The sequence below is a fragment of the Streptomyces sp. NPDC021012 genome (assembly GCF_044333355.1).
GTDB lineage: Bacteria > Actinomycetota > Actinomycetes > Streptomycetales > Streptomycetaceae > Streptomyces.
Map to the genome: position 1 here is coordinate 114,579 of NZ_JBIRQU010000017.1, position 15,723 is coordinate 130,301.

Here is a 15,723-nt window from a genome sequence, read left to right on the forward strand (position 1 = left end):
GGCTGACGAGGTGTCGCCGTAGGCTCGTAGCCATGACTTCCGACGCGGCGCCGGCCCTCGAACCCGGACGGCAGATCCACACGTATGACGAGCTCACGCCCGAGCAGATCCAGGACGTACTGGACCTCCTCGCGGCCGCCGACCAGTCCGACGGCCTGCACGCCGTGTCCGAGCAGGGGCGGCTCTACCTGCGGCACGGCAAGCGCGAGGGCGTGCGCCACTTCCTCCTCACCGTCGGCTCCCGCCTGTACGGCTACGCCCAGCTGGAGGAGACCGACCCGATCGAGGCCCCGGCCGCCGAACTGGTCGTCCACCCCTCCCACCGGGGCCGCGGCCACGGCCGGGCGCTCGGCACCGCCCTGCTCACCGCCTCCGGCAAGCGGCTGCGGGTCTGGGCGCACGGCGGCAAGTCGGCGGCCCGGCACCTCGCCCAGGTCCTCGGCCTGACGCTCTTCCGCGAGCTCCGCCAGCTGCGCCGCTCCCTGGTGCCGCTCGACATCCCGGAGCCGGTGCTGCCCGAGGGCGTCACCGTCCGCACCTTCACGCCCGGCGTCGACGACACGGCCTGGCTCGCCGTCAACGCCGCCGCCTTCGCCCACCACCCGGAGCAGGGCTCCCTCACCCAGCGGGACCTGGACGACCGGATGGCCGAGCCGTGGTTCGACCCGAAGGGCTTCTTCCTCGCCGAGAAGGACGGCAGGCTCATCGGCTTCCACTGGACGAAGACCCACGCCGAGGAGCAGCTCGGCGAGGTGTACGTGGTCGGCATCCTCCCCGAGGCCCAGGGCGGCGGCCTCGGCAAGGCCCTGACCGCGATCGGCCTGCGCCACCTGGCGGCGCAGGGGCTCCCGACGGCGATGCTGTACGTGGACGCGGACAACACGGCGGCGGTGCGGGTCTACGAGGGGATCGGCTTCACCACGCACGAGGTGGACCTGATGTACCGCACGGAGTCTTAAGACCCTTCGGAACGGGGGCGGTTGACACCGCCCCCTTCCTTCCACCACCCTTTCACTACTTGATTAGTGAAAGGGTGGTGGAAGGGATCGTGCTCGAGTACCGCATCGACCGGCGCAGCGGCGTCGCCACCTACCTCCAGATCGTCCAGCAGACGAAGCAGGCCCTCCGGATGGGCCTCCTGGAACCCGGCGACCGGCTGCCCACCGCACGCGAGGTCGTCGAGGCGACGGCCATCAACCCCAACACGGTGCTCAAGGCCTACCGCGAGCTCGAACGCGAAGGCCTCGTCGAAGCCCGCCGCGGCCTCGGCACCTTCGTCCGCGCCACCCTCGGCACCGGCCCCGCCGACTCGCCGCTCCGCGGCGAACTCACCGACTGGGCCCGCCGCGCCCGCGCCGCGGGCCTCGACCGTGAGGACGTGGCCGCGCTCTTCACATCCGCACTGAAGGAACACTTCGAGGGGGACGAATGACCGACCCGGTCATCGAGGCCGAGGGCCTCGGAATGCGGTACCGACGGCGAGGCGGGGGCTGGGCCCTGAAGGACTGCACCTTCACCCTGCCCCCCGGCCGCGTCGCCGCCGTCGTCGGCCCCAACGGGGCGGGGAAGTCGACCCTCCTCGGCCTCGCCGCGGGCCTGCTGCACCCCACGGAGGGCAGGATCACGGCTCCCGCGCGGGACCGCCTCGCGTACGTCGCCCAGGACAAGCCGCTGTACGGGCAGCTCACCGTCGCCGAGACGCTGCGCCTGGGCCGCGAGCTCAACCCGGACCGCTGGGACCCGGCCGCCGCCGGGAGCATCGCCGGCCCGCTGCCCGGGAACGCCCGGGTCCGCTCCCTCTCCGGCGGGCAGCGCACCCGGCTCGCGCTCGCGCTCGCCCTCGGCAAGCGGCCCGAACTGCTGCTCCTCGACGAGCCGATGGCGGACCTCGATCCCCTCGCCCGACGCGAACTCATGGGCACTCTCCTGGCCGACGCCGCGGAACGCGGCACGACCGTCGTCATGTCCTCGCACATCCTCACCGAGCTGGAAGGCTCCTGCGACCACCTGCTCCTCGTGCAGGACGGCCGCATCCGCCTCGACGGCGCGATCGACGACCTGCTCGCCGCGCACACCCTGCTGACCGGCCCGGTCGCGGACCTCGCCCCGCACACGGTCGTCGACTCCCGGACGACGGGCCGTCAGCTCACGGCCCTCGTCCGCCGCGAGGGCCCCGTCGAAGGTCCCTGGGAGGCCAGCGAGCCCTCCCTGGAGGAACTCCTCCTCGCCCACCTCCGCACCACCGAAGGAGCCGCGGCATGAGCGCCCTCGCCCTCAAGGGCCCGCAGTGGGTGACGTTCCGGCAGCACCGGCGGGCGGTGTGGTGGTCGCTCGCCCTCGCGGCCTGCGCGGTGGCCGTCATGGTCGCCTCGCGGATGTGGTCGGACGGCGCGGTGGACGCGCTGCGAACGGCGGGCTGCCCCGTCAACGGCTCGGACAGCTCCTGTTTCCAGGCGCAGCGCGACTACGCCGACGACCAGTGGTTCGCCCGGAACCTCGTCACCTACGCCGCCGCGGGCATGCTCGTCCTGCCCGTCCTGCTCGGGGCGTTCGTCGCGGGCCCGATGCTCGCCCGCGAGCTGGAGTCCGGCACGTACAAGCTGGCGTGGACGCAGTCCATCAGCCCGGTGCGCTGGCTCGCGGCCAAGGTCGCGGTCCCCACCGCGCTCACGCTCACGGTCGTCCCCCTGCTGAGCCTGGTCTTCTACTGGTCGTGGTCGACGGGCCCCGCCGACGACTTCCCCACGTACTGGTACGAGCCGACGGTGTTCGTCTCGTTCGGCATCGTGCCGGTGGCGCACGCCCTCCTGGGCCTCGCCCTGGGTACGGCCGTCGGCATCCTCGTCCGGCGCACCGTCGTCGCGATGGGGGTCGCCGCCGTCGTCGTCGGGGTGGCCCTGGCGGTCCTCTCCCGGCTGCGCGACGGCCTCTGGCCGGTCCGGACCCTGACCGGCTCCGGGGTGTCGACCGAGGGTCACGCCTGGCCACTGGACCGGGGCATGCTCACGGCATCCGGTGAGCGCGTCCTCTGGCAGGACTGCTTCGCCGTCCAGTCGGACAACGTCGAGCGGTGCATGACCGCCCGGGGCGGGGTCACCGGGTTCCTCGACATCCACCCCGCCTCGCACTACTGGCCCCTCCAGCTCGTCGAGTCCGGCATCTGCCTCGCCCTCGCCGCCCTCGCGGCCTACGCCGCCTTCCGCGTCCTGCGCGCCCGCCACCCGTAACCCTCGGTAAGAAGGCGGGGGCGGGGCCCCGACAAGGGCCCCGCCCCCGATTCCCGCACGACACGTCCCCGTTACCGGCCATTCAGACGCGCTTGCGACGCTCACGCAATGAAGCGCTCCGTGTCCGCTCTCCCCAAAGGGAGACTTCCCTCCCCCACGGCCCGCTCCGACGCGCCCGACCACCCCTTCGCGCGGAAGAATGGGGCCATGAAGCAGCAGCCCGCCGAGGTCCCGGTCCAGTCCTCCGCCACGCCGTCCGCCCCGTCGTCCGGAAGGGAGCCCTTCGGCCCCGTCACCGCGCACGTCGTGAACGGCACCATCGTCACCGACATCGACGCCGACCTCGACGCGGATCCCGACGTCTACGAGGACGACGGCACGCTCGGCGACAAACTGCCGCAGGGGCGCTTCCTCGACCGGGAGCGCAGCTGGCTCGCGTTCAACGAGCGGGTCCTCGAACTCGCCGAGGACCCGACGACCCCGCTCCTCGAAAGGGCGAACTTCCTCGCGATCTTCGCCTCGAACCTCGACGAGTTCTTCATGGTCCGCGTCGCCGGCCTCAAGCGCCGCATCGCCACCGGCGTCGCCACCCGCTCCGCCTCCGGCCTCCAGCCCCGCGAGGTCCTGGACCTGATCTGGACGCGCTCGCGCGAGCTCATGGCCCGGCACGCCGCCTGCTACCAGCAGGACGTCGCCCCGGCCCTCGCCGACGAAGGCATCCACCTGATCCGCTGGCCGGAACTCACCGAGAAGGAGCAGGCCCGGCTCTTCACGCTCTTCCGGCAGCAGATCTTCCCCGTCCTGACCCCGCTGGCCGTGGACCCCGCGCACCCCTTCCCGTACATCTCGGGACTCTCCCTCAACCTCGCCGTGGTCGTGCGCAACCCGGTCAGCGGCCACCGCCACTTCGCGCGCGTCAAGGTGCCGCCGCTGCTCTCCCGCTTCCTGGAGGCCTCCCCGCAGCGGTACGTGCCCCTGGAGGACGTGATCGCGGCGCACCTGGAGGAGCTGTTCCCCGGCATGGAGGTGCTGGCGCACCACATGTTCCGGGTGACCAGGAACGAGGACCTGGAGGTCGAGGAGGACGACGCGGAGAACCTGCTCCAGGCCCTGGAGAAGGAGCTCATGCGCCGCCGCTTCGGCCCGCCGGTGCGCCTGGAGGTCGAGGAGTCCATCGACCCGTACGTCCTCGACCTGCTGGTCCGCGAGCTGAAGATCTCCGACGCCGAGGTCTACCCGCTGCCCGGCCCGCTCGACCTCACCGGGCTCTTCGGGATCGCCGGACAGGACCGGCCCGAGCTGAAGTACCCGAAGTTCGTCGCCGGCACCCACCGGGACCTCGCCGAGGTCGAGTCCGCGTCCGCGCCCGACATCTTCGCGGCGCTGCGCGAGCGGGACGTGCTCCTGCACCACCCGTACGACTCCTTCTCCACCTCCGTCCAGGCCTTCCTGGAGCAGGCGGCGGCCGACCCGGACGTCCTCGCGATCAAGCAGACGCTGTACCGCACCTCCGGCGACTCCCCGATCGTCGACGCCCTCATAGACGCGGCCGAGTCCGGCAAGCAGGTCCTCGTCCTCGTCGAGATCAAGGCCCGCTTCGACGAGCAGGCCAACATCAAGTGGGCGCGGAAGCTGGAGGAGGCCGGCTGCCACGTCGTGTACGGCCTCGTCGGCCTCAAGACCCACTGCAAGCTCTCCCTGGTGGTACGCCAGGAGGGCGAGCTCCTCCGCCGGTACTCGCACGTCGGCACCGGCAACTACCACCCGAAGACGGCCCGGCTCTACGAGGACCTGGGCCTGCTCACCGCCGACCCGCAGGTCGGCGCGGACCTGTCCGACCTGTTCAACCGGCTCTCCGGCTACTCCCGCCGCGAGACCTACCGGCGCCTGCTCACCGCCCCGAAGTCGCTGCGCGACGGACTGGTCTCCCGGATCACCAAGGAGATCGCCCACCACAAGGCCGGCCGGCCCGCGTACGTCCGCATCAAGGTCAACTCGATGGTCGACGAAGCGGTCATCGACGCCTGCTACCAGGCCTCCCGGGCCGGCGTCCCCGTCGACATCTGGGTCCGCGGCATCTGCGCCGTACGCCCCGGGGTCACCGGCCTCTCGGAGAACATCCGGGTCCGCTCGATCCTCGGCCGCTTCCTGGAGCACTCCCGGGTCTTCGCCTTCGGCAACGGCGGCGAACCCGAGGTCTGGCTCGGCAGCGCCGACATGATGCACCGCAACCTGGACCGCCGGATCGAGGCCCTCGTACGGGTCTCCGACCCGGCCCACCGGGCGGCGCTCACCCGGCTCCTGGAGACCGGAATGTCCGACACCACCTCCTCCTGGCACCTCGGCCCCGACGGGAACTGGACGCGGCACGCGACCGACCCCGAGGGCCGGCCCCTGCGGCACGTCCAGGAGATGCTCATCGACGCGCGGAGGCGCCGGCGTGCACAACCCTGACCACTCGGACGTCACGGCGGGCGAGGTCCTGGCCCCCTACCTGCACGCGCGGGCCGCGGACTTCCTCCGCGGCCTGCGCCTGCACGGCGAGAGCGGCTCCGACACGGCCGGAGCGGAGGAGGCCGCCCGCACGCTGCGGAGCGCGGCCCGCCGGATCGGCGGCACCCTCCACACCTTCCGGCCGCTGCTCGACCCGGCCTGGGCCGACCAGCTGCGCACGGAACTCGCCTGGCTCTCGGGCACGCTCGCCCTGGAGCAGGCCTGCACCTCCCGCCTGGTCCGCCTGGTGGACGCACTGTCCCGCCTATCGAACGGCACCGGACCGGTCCCGGCCGCCAGGGGCACGGAGGGCGGCCCCGGCCTCACCGTGGGCGCCGCCCGGGCGGGCGCCCTCCTCGAACGCCAACTGACCCTGGCCCGTACGCGCGCCCACTCGGCCTCCCTCCAGGCGCTCGGCTCCGCCCGCTTCCACGCGATCGCCGACGCCGTCGCCCTCCTCGCCTCCGAGGTCCCGCTCGGCCCGGCGGGCGCGGCCCCGGCCGTCGAGGTCATCGACGCCCCCGCCGAGCTCGCCGAGCGGCGCCTCCGGGACGCGGTCGCCGCCCTCCCCCTGACCCGGGCGGCCCACCCGTACAACGCGGACGCCCTCGCCCTCGCCGCCGGCGAAACCCAGGACGCGCCCTGGCACCACACCCGGGCCCTGCTGCGCCTGCACCGGTACGCCAACGAGGCCCTGCACACCGGCGGCGAACCCGAGTCCGTCCTGTACGAGGCGGCCCGCGCCCTCGACCGGCACCGCGACGCGGCGGAGGCGGCCTCGGCGGCGGCCACCGCGGCCCGCACGCCGCGGATCGCCCCGGCGACGGCGTACGCGCTGGGCGTCCTCCACGCGGACCAGCGCCACGAGGTGGAGGCGGCCCGCTTCGCCTTCCAGCGCGCGTGGCGGCGAACGACGGCCCCGGTCCCATGACCACCCCGACCCCGATCCTGGCGGCGGGCTGCGTCCTGTGGCGCCCGGCGATTTCCGGCCACGGCATCGAGATCGCCCTCGTCCACCGGCCCAAGTGGGACGACTGGTCCCACCCCAAGGGCAAGCGCAAACGCGGCGAGACCGCCGAGGCCTGCGCCCTGCGGGAGGTCCTGGAGGAGACGGGCCGCCGCTGCGAACTCGGCCCCCGCCTGCCCACGGCGCACTACTGGGTGGACGGCCGCCCCAAGCAGGTCGAGTACTGGTCGGCCCGCGCCCTCGACGGCGGCTTCGTCCCGACCAAGGAGATCGACGCCCTCGTCTGGCTCCCCCCTCCCTCCGCCCGCCACCGCCTCACCCAACCCCGCGACCGCGACCTCCTGGACGCAGCCCTCACCACCCCCCACCTCTGACCACCACCCGGGCCCCACACGGGGCCCACACCTGCCTGGGGCTTCACCCCGCTGCCGTGTGGGCAATCGTCCCGCCGGGGCGGGACGGGTGGGCACACGGGACGGCGCTCTCTAGCGGCGCCTCCGCGTTCCGCGCCCGAACCCGCACCACGTTGTGCGCCGTGCACCGGGTGCGGGTTCAGGCACTGAAGCCTCTGGCGCCGGCAGGGCGCCGTTCCGTTGTGCCCACCCGTTCCGCCCTGCGGAACGATTGCCCACAACGGGGGGGCGGCGGGGGCACCGCCCCGGCAGGCGCGGCCCACAACCGCCCGCCGTCCGCCCAAGGACCCCGCACCCGCCCTTCCGGCACGGTTCACTTCCCGTTCACCCTCCCCCGCCGACCGCTTCACCTGTTCTGCCTAATTTCGGCCTTACACGGTGCACGGAGCACAAAGACGCACCGACCAACCGACACACGCCGCCGTAGAACGGTCAGGACATGACGGTCCGCGACAAGGCGGCTTCTGGAAGGAACACCCGAAAGTGAAGCTTTCGCGCAAGAACGGGCTTCGCGCCTCCGCGATCGGTGCCCTCGTCGTCTCCGGTGCGCTCGTCCTCTCGGCGTGTGGCTCGGACAACAACACGGAGACCCCGACGAAGGACGGCGGCACCAAGACCTCCGCCGCCGCGTCGAACATCGCGTGCGACGGCGCCAAGGGCCAGATCCTCGCCGCGGGCTCCAGCGCGCAGAAGAACGCCATGGACCTGTGGGTCAAGAACTTCCAGGCCGCGTGCTCCGGCGTCGAGGTCAACTACCAGGCCATCGGTTCCGGCGGCGGCATCACCAAGTTCAACCAGGGCCAGGTCACCTTCGCCGGCTCCGACTCCGCCCTGAAGCCCGAAGAGGTCGCCGCCTCGCAGAAGATCTGCAAGGGCGGCACGGGCATCAACCTCCCCATGGTGGGCGGCCCCATCGCCATCGGCTATAAGCTGGACGGCGTGGACAACCTGGTCCTCGACGCCCCCACACTGGCCAAGATCTTCGACACGAAGATCACGAAGTGGAACGACCCGGCGATCGCCAAGCTGAACCCGGGCGCCAAGCTCCCCGACACCACCATCCAGGCCTTCCACCGCTCGGACGAGTCGGGCACCACCCAGAACCTGGGCAAGTACCTCTCCGCCACGGCCCCGGCCGACTGGAAGTACGACCCGAAGACGAAGTCGTGGCCCGCCCCGAACGGCCAGGCCGCCAACGGCTCCTCCGGTGTCGCCACCGCGGTCAAGGACGCCGAGGGCTCCATCGGCTACTTCGAGCTCTCCTACGCCACGGCCAACAAGATCTCCACGGTCAGCATCAACACCGGCGCCTCCGCCCCGGTCGCCGCCACCACGGAGAACGCCTCGAAGGCCATCGCCGCCGCCAAGGTCAAGGGCACCGGCAGCGACCTGGCCCTCTCCCTCGACTACACCACCAAGGCCGAGGGCGCGTACCCGATCACCCTGGTCACGTACGAGATCGCCTGCGACAAGGGCAACAAGGCGGACACCCTGCCGACCCTGAAGGCGTTCCTCACCTACACCGCCAGCGAGGAGGGCCAGAAGGTCCTCTCCGACGCCGGCTACGCCCCGCTCCCGGCCGAGATCGCGGCCAAGGTCCGCGCGATCGTCCCCACCCTGTCCTGACCCCCGGCCGGGGCCGGCCCCTCACCTCCCGTGGAGGAGCCGGCCCCGGCATCCGGTGCACCGCCGCCAGGGCCCCGTCACCCCGCGAGGGACGTACGGGACCCGCAGACCGGAGAAGAACAGATGGCTACCACCACACCTGACATACAGAGGAGCCGGCGCGCCAAGAGCGCGACCCGCCCCGGAGACCGCGTCTTCAGCGGCCTGTCCAAGGGCTCCGGCATCACCCTCCTCGTGATCATGGCCGCGATCGCGGTCTTCCTGACCTACCGTGCCGCCCTCGCCATCTCGAAGGACAGCACGAACTTCTTCACCACCTTCGAGTGGAACCCGGCGAACAACCCGCCGGTCTTCGGCATCGCCGTCCTCGCCTTCGGCACCCTGGTCTCCTCGGTCATCGCGATGGTCATCGCCGTGCCCGTCGCGATCGGGATCGCCCTCTTCATCTCGCACTACGCCCCGCGCAAGCTGGCCAAGCCGCTCGCGTACGTCGTCGACCTGCTCGCCGCCGTGCCCAGCATCATCTACGGCCTCTGGGGCGCGATCTTCCTCGTCCCGTACCTGGACGGCCTCAACAAGTGGCTCGACCAGTACTTCGGCTGGACGTACATCTTCGACAAGTCCCAGGACGGCGTCGCCCGCAACCTCTTCACCGTGGGCATCCTCCTGGCGATCATGATCCTTCCGATCATCACCAACGTGACCCGCGAGGTCTTCCTCCAGGTCCCGAAGATGCACGAGGAAGCCGCCCTCGCCCTCGGCGCCACGCGCTGGGAGGTCATCCGCATGTCGGTGCTGCCCTTCGGCCGCTCCGGCATCATCTCCGCCTCCATGCTGGGCCTCGGCCGCGCACTCGGCGAGACCATGGCCGTCGCCGTGGTCCTCTCCCCCAGCTTCGTCCTCTCGGGCCACCTGCTCGACCCGGGCGGCGGCACCTTCGCGCAGAACATCGCCGCCAAGTTCAACGAGGCCGACGGATTCGGCCGGGACGCGCTGATCGCCTCCGGTCTCGTCCTCTTCGTCATCACCCTGCTGGTCAACGGCGCCGCACGCTGGATCATCGGCCGCCGCAAGGAGTACTCGGGGGCAGCGGCATGAGCCACGCCATACAGGAACGTCCGGTCGCGGCCGCCCCGCACCGCGCGCCTCTCTCCCACGCCCGGCTGCCCCGCTGGACCCCGGCCGCCGTCGCCGCCGGCTCCATCGCCGCGGGCGTCGGCATCGGCCTCGCCGCCGGCTGGCACAGCAAGGTCCAGTGGGGCCTGATCGCCGCGCTGCTCTTCGTCCTGGTCACGTACACCCTCACCACCAAGGTCGAGGGCCGCCGCCAGGCCAAGGACCGCGTCGCCACCAGCCTCGTCTGGGTCTGCTTCGTCCTCGCCGTCGTCCCGCTGCTCTCCCTCGCCTGGGTCACGATCAGCAAGGGCCTCGAAGCCCTCAGCCCGTACTTCCTGACCCACTCGATGAACGGCGTCCTCGACGCCGAGGAGGGCGGCGGCGTCTACCACGCGCTGCTCGGCACCATCGAGCAGGTCGGCATCGCGACCCTGATCGCCGCGCCGATCGGCCTGCTGACCGCCGTCTACCTCGTCGAGTACGCCACCGGCGGCAAGCTCGCCAAGGCCGTCACCTTCTTCGTCGACGTCATGACGGGCATCCCGTCGATCGTCGCCGGCCTCTTCATCCTCGCCACCTGGAACCTGATCCTGGGCTTCGGCCCCTCCGGTTTCGCCGGCGCGATGGCCCTCGCCATCCTGATGATGCCGGTCGTGGTCCGCTCCACCGAGGAGATGCTCAAGCTCGTCCCGAACGAGCTCCGCGAGGCCTCCCTCGCCCTCGGCATCCCCAAGTGGCGCACCATCCTGAAGGTGGTCCTGCCCACCGCGATCGGCGGCATCACCACGGGCGTCATGCTCGCGGTCGCCCGCATCACCGGTGAGACGGCCCCGGTCCTCCTCCTCGTGTTCGGTACGAAGCTCATCAACCCGAACCCCTTCGAAGGCGCCCAGTCCTCCCTGCCGCTCTACGTGTACGAGCAGTACGCGGTCGGCACCGACGCCGCCGTGGCCCGCGCCTGGGCCGCCGCGCTCGTCCTGATCGCCTTCGTCATGATCCTCAACCTGGTGGCCCGCGGCATCGCCCGCTGGAAGGCCCCGAAGACCGGCCGCTGACCGCGGTAAATTGGAAGTGATTCACATGGCCAAGCGAATCGACGTCAGCGGCCTCTCCGCCTACTACGGCGCCCACAAGGCGATCGACGACATCTCGATGACCGTCGAGCCCCGCTCCGTGACGGCCTTCATCGGCCCCTCCGGCTGCGGCAAGTCCACCTTCCTGCGCACCCTGAACCGGATGCACGAGGTCACCCCCGGCGGCCGCGTCGAGGGCAAGGTGATGCTCGACGACGAGAACCTGTACGGGGCCGGTGTCGACCCCGTCGCCGTGCGCCGCACGGTCGGCATGGTCTTCCAGCGCCCGAACCCCTTCCCCACCATGTCGATCTTCGACAACGTGGCGGCGGGCCTGCGCCTCAACGGCTCGTACAAGAAGTCCCAGCTGAACGAGATCGTCGAGCGGTCCCTCAAGGGCGCCAACCTCTGGAACGAGGTCAAGGACCGCCTCAACAAGCCGGGCTCCGGCCTCTCCGGCGGCCAGCAGCAGCGTCTGTGCATCGCCCGCGCCATCGCCGTCGAGCCGGACGTCCTGCTCATGGACGAGCCCTGCTCGGCCCTCGACCCGATCTCCACCCTCGCCATCGAGGACCTCATCGGCGAGCTGAAGGAGCGCTTCACGATCGTCATCGTGACGCACAACATGCAGCAGGCCGCCCGCGTCTCGGACCGCACCGCCTTCTTCAACCTGGCGGGCGTCGGCCAGCCCGGCCGGCTGATCGAGCTGGACGACACCGAGCGCATCTTCTCCAACCCGAGCGTCCAGGCGACCGAGGACTACATCTCCGGCCGCTTCGGATAACCCAGACCCCATGCGGCTCCGCCGCGTGGCCGTCTTACGGTGCTGCATGGCGGTGCCACCGTAACGACGAGGGCCCGGCTCCCCCACAGGGGAGCCGGGCCCGATCATTTCCAGCGGGTCCTACCCGAAGAACAGCTTGATCACGTAGTAGCTCACCGCGGCGACGATGCCCGCCGCCGGCACGGTGATACCGCATCCCCCGGGGGACGACCCCCGGACCCCCAGCAGCACCGGTCGCCGCCGTCCGTCAGCCGAAGAGCAGCTTGATCACGTAGTAGCTCACCGCGGCGACGATGCCCGCCGCCGGCACGGTGATACCGCATCCCCCGGGGGACGACCCCCGGACCCCCAGCAGCACCGGCCGCCGCCGTCCGTCAGCCGAAGAGCAGCTTGATCACGTAGTAGCTCACCGCGGCGACGATGCCCGCCGCCGGCATGGTGATGAACCAGCCCAGGACGATGTTCTTGGCGACGCCCCACCGGACCGCGTTGACGCGCTTCGTCGCGCCGACGCCCATGATGGCGGAGGTGATGACGTGCGTGGTCGAGATCGGCGCCTTGAAGACGAAGGCGGTCAGGAACATGATCGACGCGCCGGTCGTCTCCGCCGCGAAGCCCTGCGGCGGGTCCAGCTCGATGATCTTGCGGCCGAGGGTCCGCATGATGCGCCAGCCGCCCGCGTACGTACCGAGCGAGAGCATGATGGCGCAGGCGAGCTTCACCCACACCGGGATCGGCGCGTCGGCGCTCTGCACGTCGCCGATGACCAGGGCCATCACCACGATGCCCATGGTCTTCTGGGCGTCCTGGAGGCCGTGGCCGAGCGCCATGCCGGCCGCCGAGACGGTCTGCGCGATGCGGAAGCCGCGCTTGGCCTTGTGCGGGTTGGCCTTGCGGAACATCCACAGGATCGCGGTCATCACCAGGTAACCGGCGATGAGGCCGACGATCGGCGAGAGGAACATCGGGATGACGATCTTCTCGAGGACGCCCGACCAGATGACCTGCGTGCCACCCGCGAGCGCCGCGCCCACCATGCCGCCGAACAGGGCGTGCGAGGAGGACGAGGGGAGCCCGAAGTACCAGGTGACGAGGTTCCAGACGATCGCGCCGAGCAGCGCGGCGAAGAGGATGCCCATCCCCGAGTTGCCGGTCGGCGTCTCGATCAGGCCCTTGCTGACGGTGTGCGCGACGCCGCTGCCGAGGAAGGCACCCGCCAGGTTCATGACCGCCGCCATCGCGAGCGCGGCCCGGGGGGTCAGCGCCCGGGTCGACACCGAGGTGGCGATGGCGTTGGCGGAATCGTGGAAGCCGTTCGTATACGTGAAGCCGAGCGCGACACCGATGGTCACGATCAGAGCGAAGGTGTCCACGAAGCTCAGGACTCCTTGACCGCGATGGTCTCCACCGTGTTGGCCACGTGCTCGAAGGCGTCGGCCGCCTCCTCAAGGACGTCCACGACCTGCTTGAGCTTCAGCACCTCGATGGCGTCGTACTTGCCGTTGAAGAGGTGGGCGAGCAGCTTGCGGTGGATCTGGTCGGCCTGGTTCTCAAGGCGGTTGACCTCGATCCAGTACTCGGTGAGGTTCGACATCGTCCGCAGGTTCGGCATGGCCTCGGCGGTCAGCTCCGCCGCCCGGGCCAGGACCTCGATCTGCTGCTCGACACCCTTGGGGAGCTCTTCGATGTTGTAGAGGACGACCAGGTCGACGGCCTCTTCCATGAAGTCCATGATGTCGTCGAGGGACGACGCGAGGGAGTAGATGTCCTCGCGGTCGAACGGCGTGATGAAGGAGGAGTTCAGCTGGTGGAAGATCGCGTGGGTGGCGTCGTCACCGGCGTGCTCCGCTGCCCGCATCCGCTCCGCGATCTCGGCCCGGGCGGAAGGCTCCGCTCCGAGCAGTTCCATCAGGAGCTTCGAGCCCGTGACGATGTTGTCCGCGGACGCGGCGAACATGTCGTAGAAGCTCGTCTCCCTGGGGGTCAGACGAAATCGCACGTGAGGTCCTCGGGGTGCTGGGTTTCGGTCAGGCTGATGCTAGGCGCATCATCCGGCCACGGCTAACCGGCGTCTCTCAGTGTCGCCCATCAGGCACAGTGAACTGCAGCGGGCCCCCGCCCGGATCGGCGGGGATCGGTACCATATACCCACGAGGGGTATACACCCCCTTTTCTGGACAACGGAGGACGCGATGACGACCACCGAGACGGACCAGGTCACCCCCGAGACCGTCGGGGCGGCCGTCGAGCCTGCCGACCACGCACACGGCGTGCACGGCTACCACAAGCAGAAGGACGAGCACCTCAAGCGGCTCCGCCGCATCGAGGGCCAGATCCGCGGCCTCCAGCGGATGGTCGACGAGGACGTCTACTGCATCGACATACTCACGCAGGTCTCCGCCTCGACGAAGGCGCTCCAGTCCTTCGCCCTCCAGCTCCTGGAGGAGCACCTGCGGCACTGCGTCGCGGACGCGGCGGCCACCGGCTCGGGCATCGACGAGAAGGTCGAGGAGGCCACGAAGGCCATCGCCCGCATGCTGCGCACCTGAGGCGCGGCGGACGGGGCCGTACCGGGGCGCGGCCCGGCCGTCAGAGGTCCGGCCCGGCCACGGCCCGCAGGACCTCGTCGATCCGGTCGGCGCTGAGCCGCTCCCCGTCCGCGGCCGACGCCGCGATGATCAGCTCGCCGCAGAGCTCGATCTCGGCGAGGGCGACGCGGTCCGGGTCTGCGGGCACGGTTGCTGTACCGGGCGGGGCCACGCGCATCCACCTCTTCCTGCCGGCGTCGGTCTCCCAGCGGTCTCCCAGCGTAGGGACGGGGCCTCGAGCCGCGCATGACACGTCCGGACCATTTGCCGATGGTCCGTACCGCCACCGGGCCGGGTCAGGTCTCGATCCTCCCGGCGTAGATGTCGCGGCGGTCCGGCAGCGTCACCTCGACGGGGACCCCGAAGCCGTACAGCAGGGTCGTCGAGGCGACCGCGACCGTCCGGCCCTGGTTGCGGAAGCCGAACTGGTGGCGCACCTTCCGCAGCCGTCCCTCCGCGTCGAGGTACGCGTCGAAGGGGACCGTGTCCTTGGCGAACCCTTTCGCCGCCGCGGTGAGCGCCCCGCGCAGCTGCGGCGAGGCTGCCCGGGCGGCGTGCGCGAGGTCGACGACCCCCCGGTAGTGGCCGACTTTCACCCCTGCCAGGTCGACCTGGCCGAGGTAGGTGACCTCACGGGCGCCGCGCAGCAGCTCGGCCGCGGCGGCGGGGTCGGTGGCGCCGTTGGTGACGAGGTTGCCGTCGTCGAGGGTCGTGGTGTCCACCCGCACCCACTTGTCGGCGGGGACTCCGGCGCCCCGGTTCTTCATGTAGAGGGCGCCGGGGGTGAGGAGCTCGGTGATCGGCCGGTGCTCGCTCGCCCCGGCGGGGTCCTTGGGCAGCATCACCTGGAGGCGGCCGGTGCGGCGCCGGAAGTCGTAGCCGCCCTCGCCCCGGATGGTGACCCGGGTCCCGCCTGCGGCCATCTCCATGGAGGTGCTCGCCTTGGAGGTGCCGGCCCGCACGAGGGCGTCGGCGGCGCTCCGTACGGCGAGGGCGGGGTCGGCCGCCGGCTTCGGGTCCTCGGGGGCGGCGCAGCCCGTGACCGCCAAGGTCCCGACGAGGGAGCCGACCAGGACGGCGGTGACGGCGAACCCCCCGCGACCGAGACCGTGCGGACGTCCGTACCGCTGCTCCACCATCGCCGCCAACCCCCAACGCCTCACCGCTGTTTGCCGGGACCCGCCCTTCCCCCGGCCCTCGGGCCCGGGGACACCCGATCCCCCTAACGACGGGCGGGGCGTGCCGTCACGCGCAGTACGGTGGTGGGGTGCATGCGCAGGCCTCCTCCCACACGACGACCACCACGGAACGCGGCTCGTTCGCGCTGGCCCGCTGCAGCTGCGGCTGGACGGGACCGGCCCGCAGATCCCGCGACAAGGCCCGTACGGACGCGGCGGAGCACCTCCGGGCCAACGCTTCCTGACTGCGCGGCGGGT

At 71.3% G+C, this 15,723-nt stretch carries 17 protein-coding genes; 13 read left to right on the forward strand and 4 right to left on the reverse strand.

The features are described 5' to 3' along the window. The first annotated feature begins 32 nt into the window (after positions 1 to 32). From mshD to pstB, 11 genes are all read left to right on the forward strand, one after another. The gene (gene mshD / locus ACH4TP_RS35725) at positions 33 to 959 is read left to right on the forward strand and encodes a mycothiol synthase (RefSeq protein WP_389236996.1); all 927 of its coding nucleotides are present in this window, start codon (positions 33 to 35) and stop codon (positions 957 to 959) included. A gap of 89 nt (positions 960 to 1,048) precedes the next feature. After that, entirely contained in the window at positions 1,049 to 1,432 is a 384-nt protein-coding gene (locus tag ACH4TP_RS35730) for a GntR family transcriptional regulator (RefSeq protein WP_398440226.1), read from the forward strand. Further along, a complete protein-coding gene (locus ACH4TP_RS35735; RefSeq protein WP_398440227.1) occupies positions 1,429 to 2,262 on the forward strand; it encodes an ATP-binding cassette domain-containing protein in 834 nt (277 codons plus the stop codon). Before ACH4TP_RS35730 ends, ACH4TP_RS35735 begins: the two co-directional genes overlap by 4 nt. Then, positions 2,259 to 3,227, forward strand: a complete 969-nt coding sequence (locus ACH4TP_RS35740) for a hypothetical protein (RefSeq protein WP_398440228.1) — start codon at positions 2,259 to 2,261, stop codon at positions 3,225 to 3,227. The genes ACH4TP_RS35735 and ACH4TP_RS35740 overlap by 4 nt, the downstream gene beginning before the upstream one ends. Positions 3,228 to 3,335: 108 nt before the next feature. Further along, entirely contained in the window at positions 3,336 to 5,681 is a 2,346-nt protein-coding gene (locus ACH4TP_RS35745; RefSeq protein WP_389237004.1) for an RNA degradosome polyphosphate kinase, read from the forward strand. Further along, positions 5,668 to 6,651, forward strand: a complete 984-nt coding sequence (locus ACH4TP_RS35750) for a CHAD domain-containing protein (RefSeq protein ID WP_389237006.1) — start codon at positions 5,668 to 5,670, stop codon at positions 6,649 to 6,651. Before ACH4TP_RS35745 ends, ACH4TP_RS35750 begins: the two co-directional genes overlap by 14 nt. Beyond that, on the forward strand, positions 6,648 to 7,061 hold the full coding sequence (locus ACH4TP_RS35755) for an NUDIX hydrolase (protein WP_398440229.1): 414 nt from the start codon (positions 6,648 to 6,650) through the stop codon (positions 7,059 to 7,061). Before ACH4TP_RS35750 ends, ACH4TP_RS35755 begins: the two co-directional genes overlap by 4 nt. A gap of 522 nt (positions 7,062 to 7,583) precedes the next feature. Then, positions 7,584 to 8,726, forward strand: coding sequence for a phosphate ABC transporter substrate-binding protein PstS (gene pstS, locus ACH4TP_RS35760; protein ID WP_389239109.1), 1,143 nt, complete (start codon positions 7,584 to 7,586; stop codon positions 8,724 to 8,726). Positions 8,727 to 8,849: 123 nt separating this feature from the next. Beyond that, the gene (gene pstC, locus ACH4TP_RS35765; RefSeq protein ID WP_389239107.1) at positions 8,850 to 9,824 is read left to right on the forward strand and encodes a phosphate ABC transporter permease subunit PstC; all 975 of its coding nucleotides are present in this window, start codon (positions 8,850 to 8,852) and stop codon (positions 9,822 to 9,824) included. Continuing rightward, positions 9,821 to 10,897 (forward strand): phosphate ABC transporter permease PstA, encoded by a 1,077-nt coding sequence (gene pstA, locus ACH4TP_RS35770; RefSeq protein ID WP_398440230.1) that lies wholly within the window; start codon positions 9,821 to 9,823, stop codon positions 10,895 to 10,897. Before pstC ends, pstA begins: the two co-directional genes overlap by 4 nt. Positions 10,898 to 10,922: 25 nt before the next feature. Continuing rightward, positions 10,923 to 11,699, forward strand: a complete 777-nt coding sequence (gene pstB, locus ACH4TP_RS35775) for a phosphate ABC transporter ATP-binding protein PstB (RefSeq protein ID WP_389239102.1) — start codon at positions 10,923 to 10,925, stop codon at positions 11,697 to 11,699. A gap of 374 nt (positions 11,700 to 12,073) precedes the next feature. On the opposite strand, the gene ACH4TP_RS35780 is transcribed toward pstB, so the two are convergent. Both ACH4TP_RS35780 and ACH4TP_RS35785 read right to left on the reverse strand, forming a co-directional pair. Further along, positions 12,074 to 13,072, reverse strand: coding sequence for an anion permease (locus ACH4TP_RS35780; RefSeq protein WP_389239100.1), 999 nt, complete (start codon positions 13,070 to 13,072; stop codon positions 12,074 to 12,076). A gap of 5 nt (positions 13,073 to 13,077) precedes the next feature. Beyond that, positions 13,078 to 13,698 (reverse strand): DUF47 domain-containing protein, encoded by a 621-nt coding sequence (locus ACH4TP_RS35785; protein ID WP_041130381.1) that lies wholly within the window; start codon positions 13,696 to 13,698, stop codon positions 13,078 to 13,080. Positions 13,699 to 13,891: 193 nt separating this feature from the next. On the opposite strand from ACH4TP_RS35785, the gene ACH4TP_RS35790 reads away from it, so the two are divergent. Further along, entirely contained in the window at positions 13,892 to 14,248 is a 357-nt protein-coding gene (locus ACH4TP_RS35790; protein WP_389239098.1) for a metal-sensitive transcriptional regulator, read from the forward strand. 40 nt (positions 14,249 to 14,288) lie between these two features. On the opposite strand, the gene ACH4TP_RS35795 is transcribed toward ACH4TP_RS35790, so the two are convergent. Both ACH4TP_RS35795 and ACH4TP_RS35800 read right to left on the reverse strand, forming a co-directional pair. Further along, a complete protein-coding gene (locus tag ACH4TP_RS35795) occupies positions 14,289 to 14,465 on the reverse strand; it encodes a hypothetical protein (protein ID WP_389239096.1) in 177 nt (58 codons plus the stop codon). 118 nt (positions 14,466 to 14,583) lie between these two features. Beyond that, on the reverse strand, positions 14,584 to 15,426 hold the full coding sequence (locus tag ACH4TP_RS35800) for a hypothetical protein (RefSeq protein WP_398192026.1): 843 nt from the start codon (positions 15,424 to 15,426) through the stop codon (positions 14,584 to 14,586). A gap of 128 nt (positions 15,427 to 15,554) precedes the next feature. Here ACH4TP_RS35800 and ACH4TP_RS35805 point away from each other — a divergent pair, with 128 nt between their 5' ends. Then, complete coding sequence (locus tag ACH4TP_RS35805; protein ID WP_398192025.1) at positions 15,555 to 15,710, forward strand: hypothetical protein; 156 nt, start codon at positions 15,555 to 15,557, stop codon at positions 15,708 to 15,710. Positions 15,711 to 15,723 lie beyond the last annotated feature (13 nt).

Excerpts from the sequence above, each read along its gene's own strand:
- mshD (WP_389236996.1), top strand. The coding sequence starts at position 33 with ATGACTTCCGACGCGGCGCCGGCCCTCGAACCCGGACGGCAGATCCAC.
- ACH4TP_RS35735 (WP_398440227.1), top strand. The coding sequence starts at position 1,429 with ATGACCGACCCGGTCATCGAGGCCGAGGGCCTCGGAATGCGGTACCGA.
- ACH4TP_RS35740 (WP_398440228.1), top strand. The coding sequence starts at position 2,259 with ATGAGCGCCCTCGCCCTCAAGGGCCCGCAGTGGGTGACGTTCCGGCAG.
- ACH4TP_RS35745 (WP_389237004.1), top strand. The coding sequence starts at position 3,336 with ATGAAGCGCTCCGTGTCCGCTCTCCCCAAAGGGAGACTTCCCTCCCCC.
- ACH4TP_RS35755 (WP_398440229.1), top strand. The coding sequence starts at position 6,648 with ATGACCACCCCGACCCCGATCCTGGCGGCGGGCTGCGTCCTGTGGCGC.
- pstC (WP_389239107.1), top strand. The coding sequence starts at position 8,850 with ATGGCTACCACCACACCTGACATACAGAGGAGCCGGCGCGCCAAGAGC.
- pstA (WP_398440230.1), top strand. The coding sequence starts at position 9,821 with ATGAGCCACGCCATACAGGAACGTCCGGTCGCGGCCGCCCCGCACCGC.
- pstB (WP_389239102.1), top strand. The coding sequence starts at position 10,923 with ATGGCCAAGCGAATCGACGTCAGCGGCCTCTCCGCCTACTACGGCGCC.
- ACH4TP_RS35790 (WP_389239098.1), top strand. The coding sequence starts at position 13,892 with ATGACGACCACCGAGACGGACCAGGTCACCCCCGAGACCGTCGGGGCG.
- ACH4TP_RS35795 (WP_389239096.1), bottom strand. The coding sequence starts at position 14,465 with ATGCGCGTGGCCCCGCCCGGTACAGCAACCGTGCCCGCAGACCCGGAC.
- ACH4TP_RS35800 (WP_398192026.1), bottom strand. The coding sequence starts at position 15,426 with ATGGTGGAGCAGCGGTACGGACGTCCGCACGGTCTCGGTCGCGGGGGG.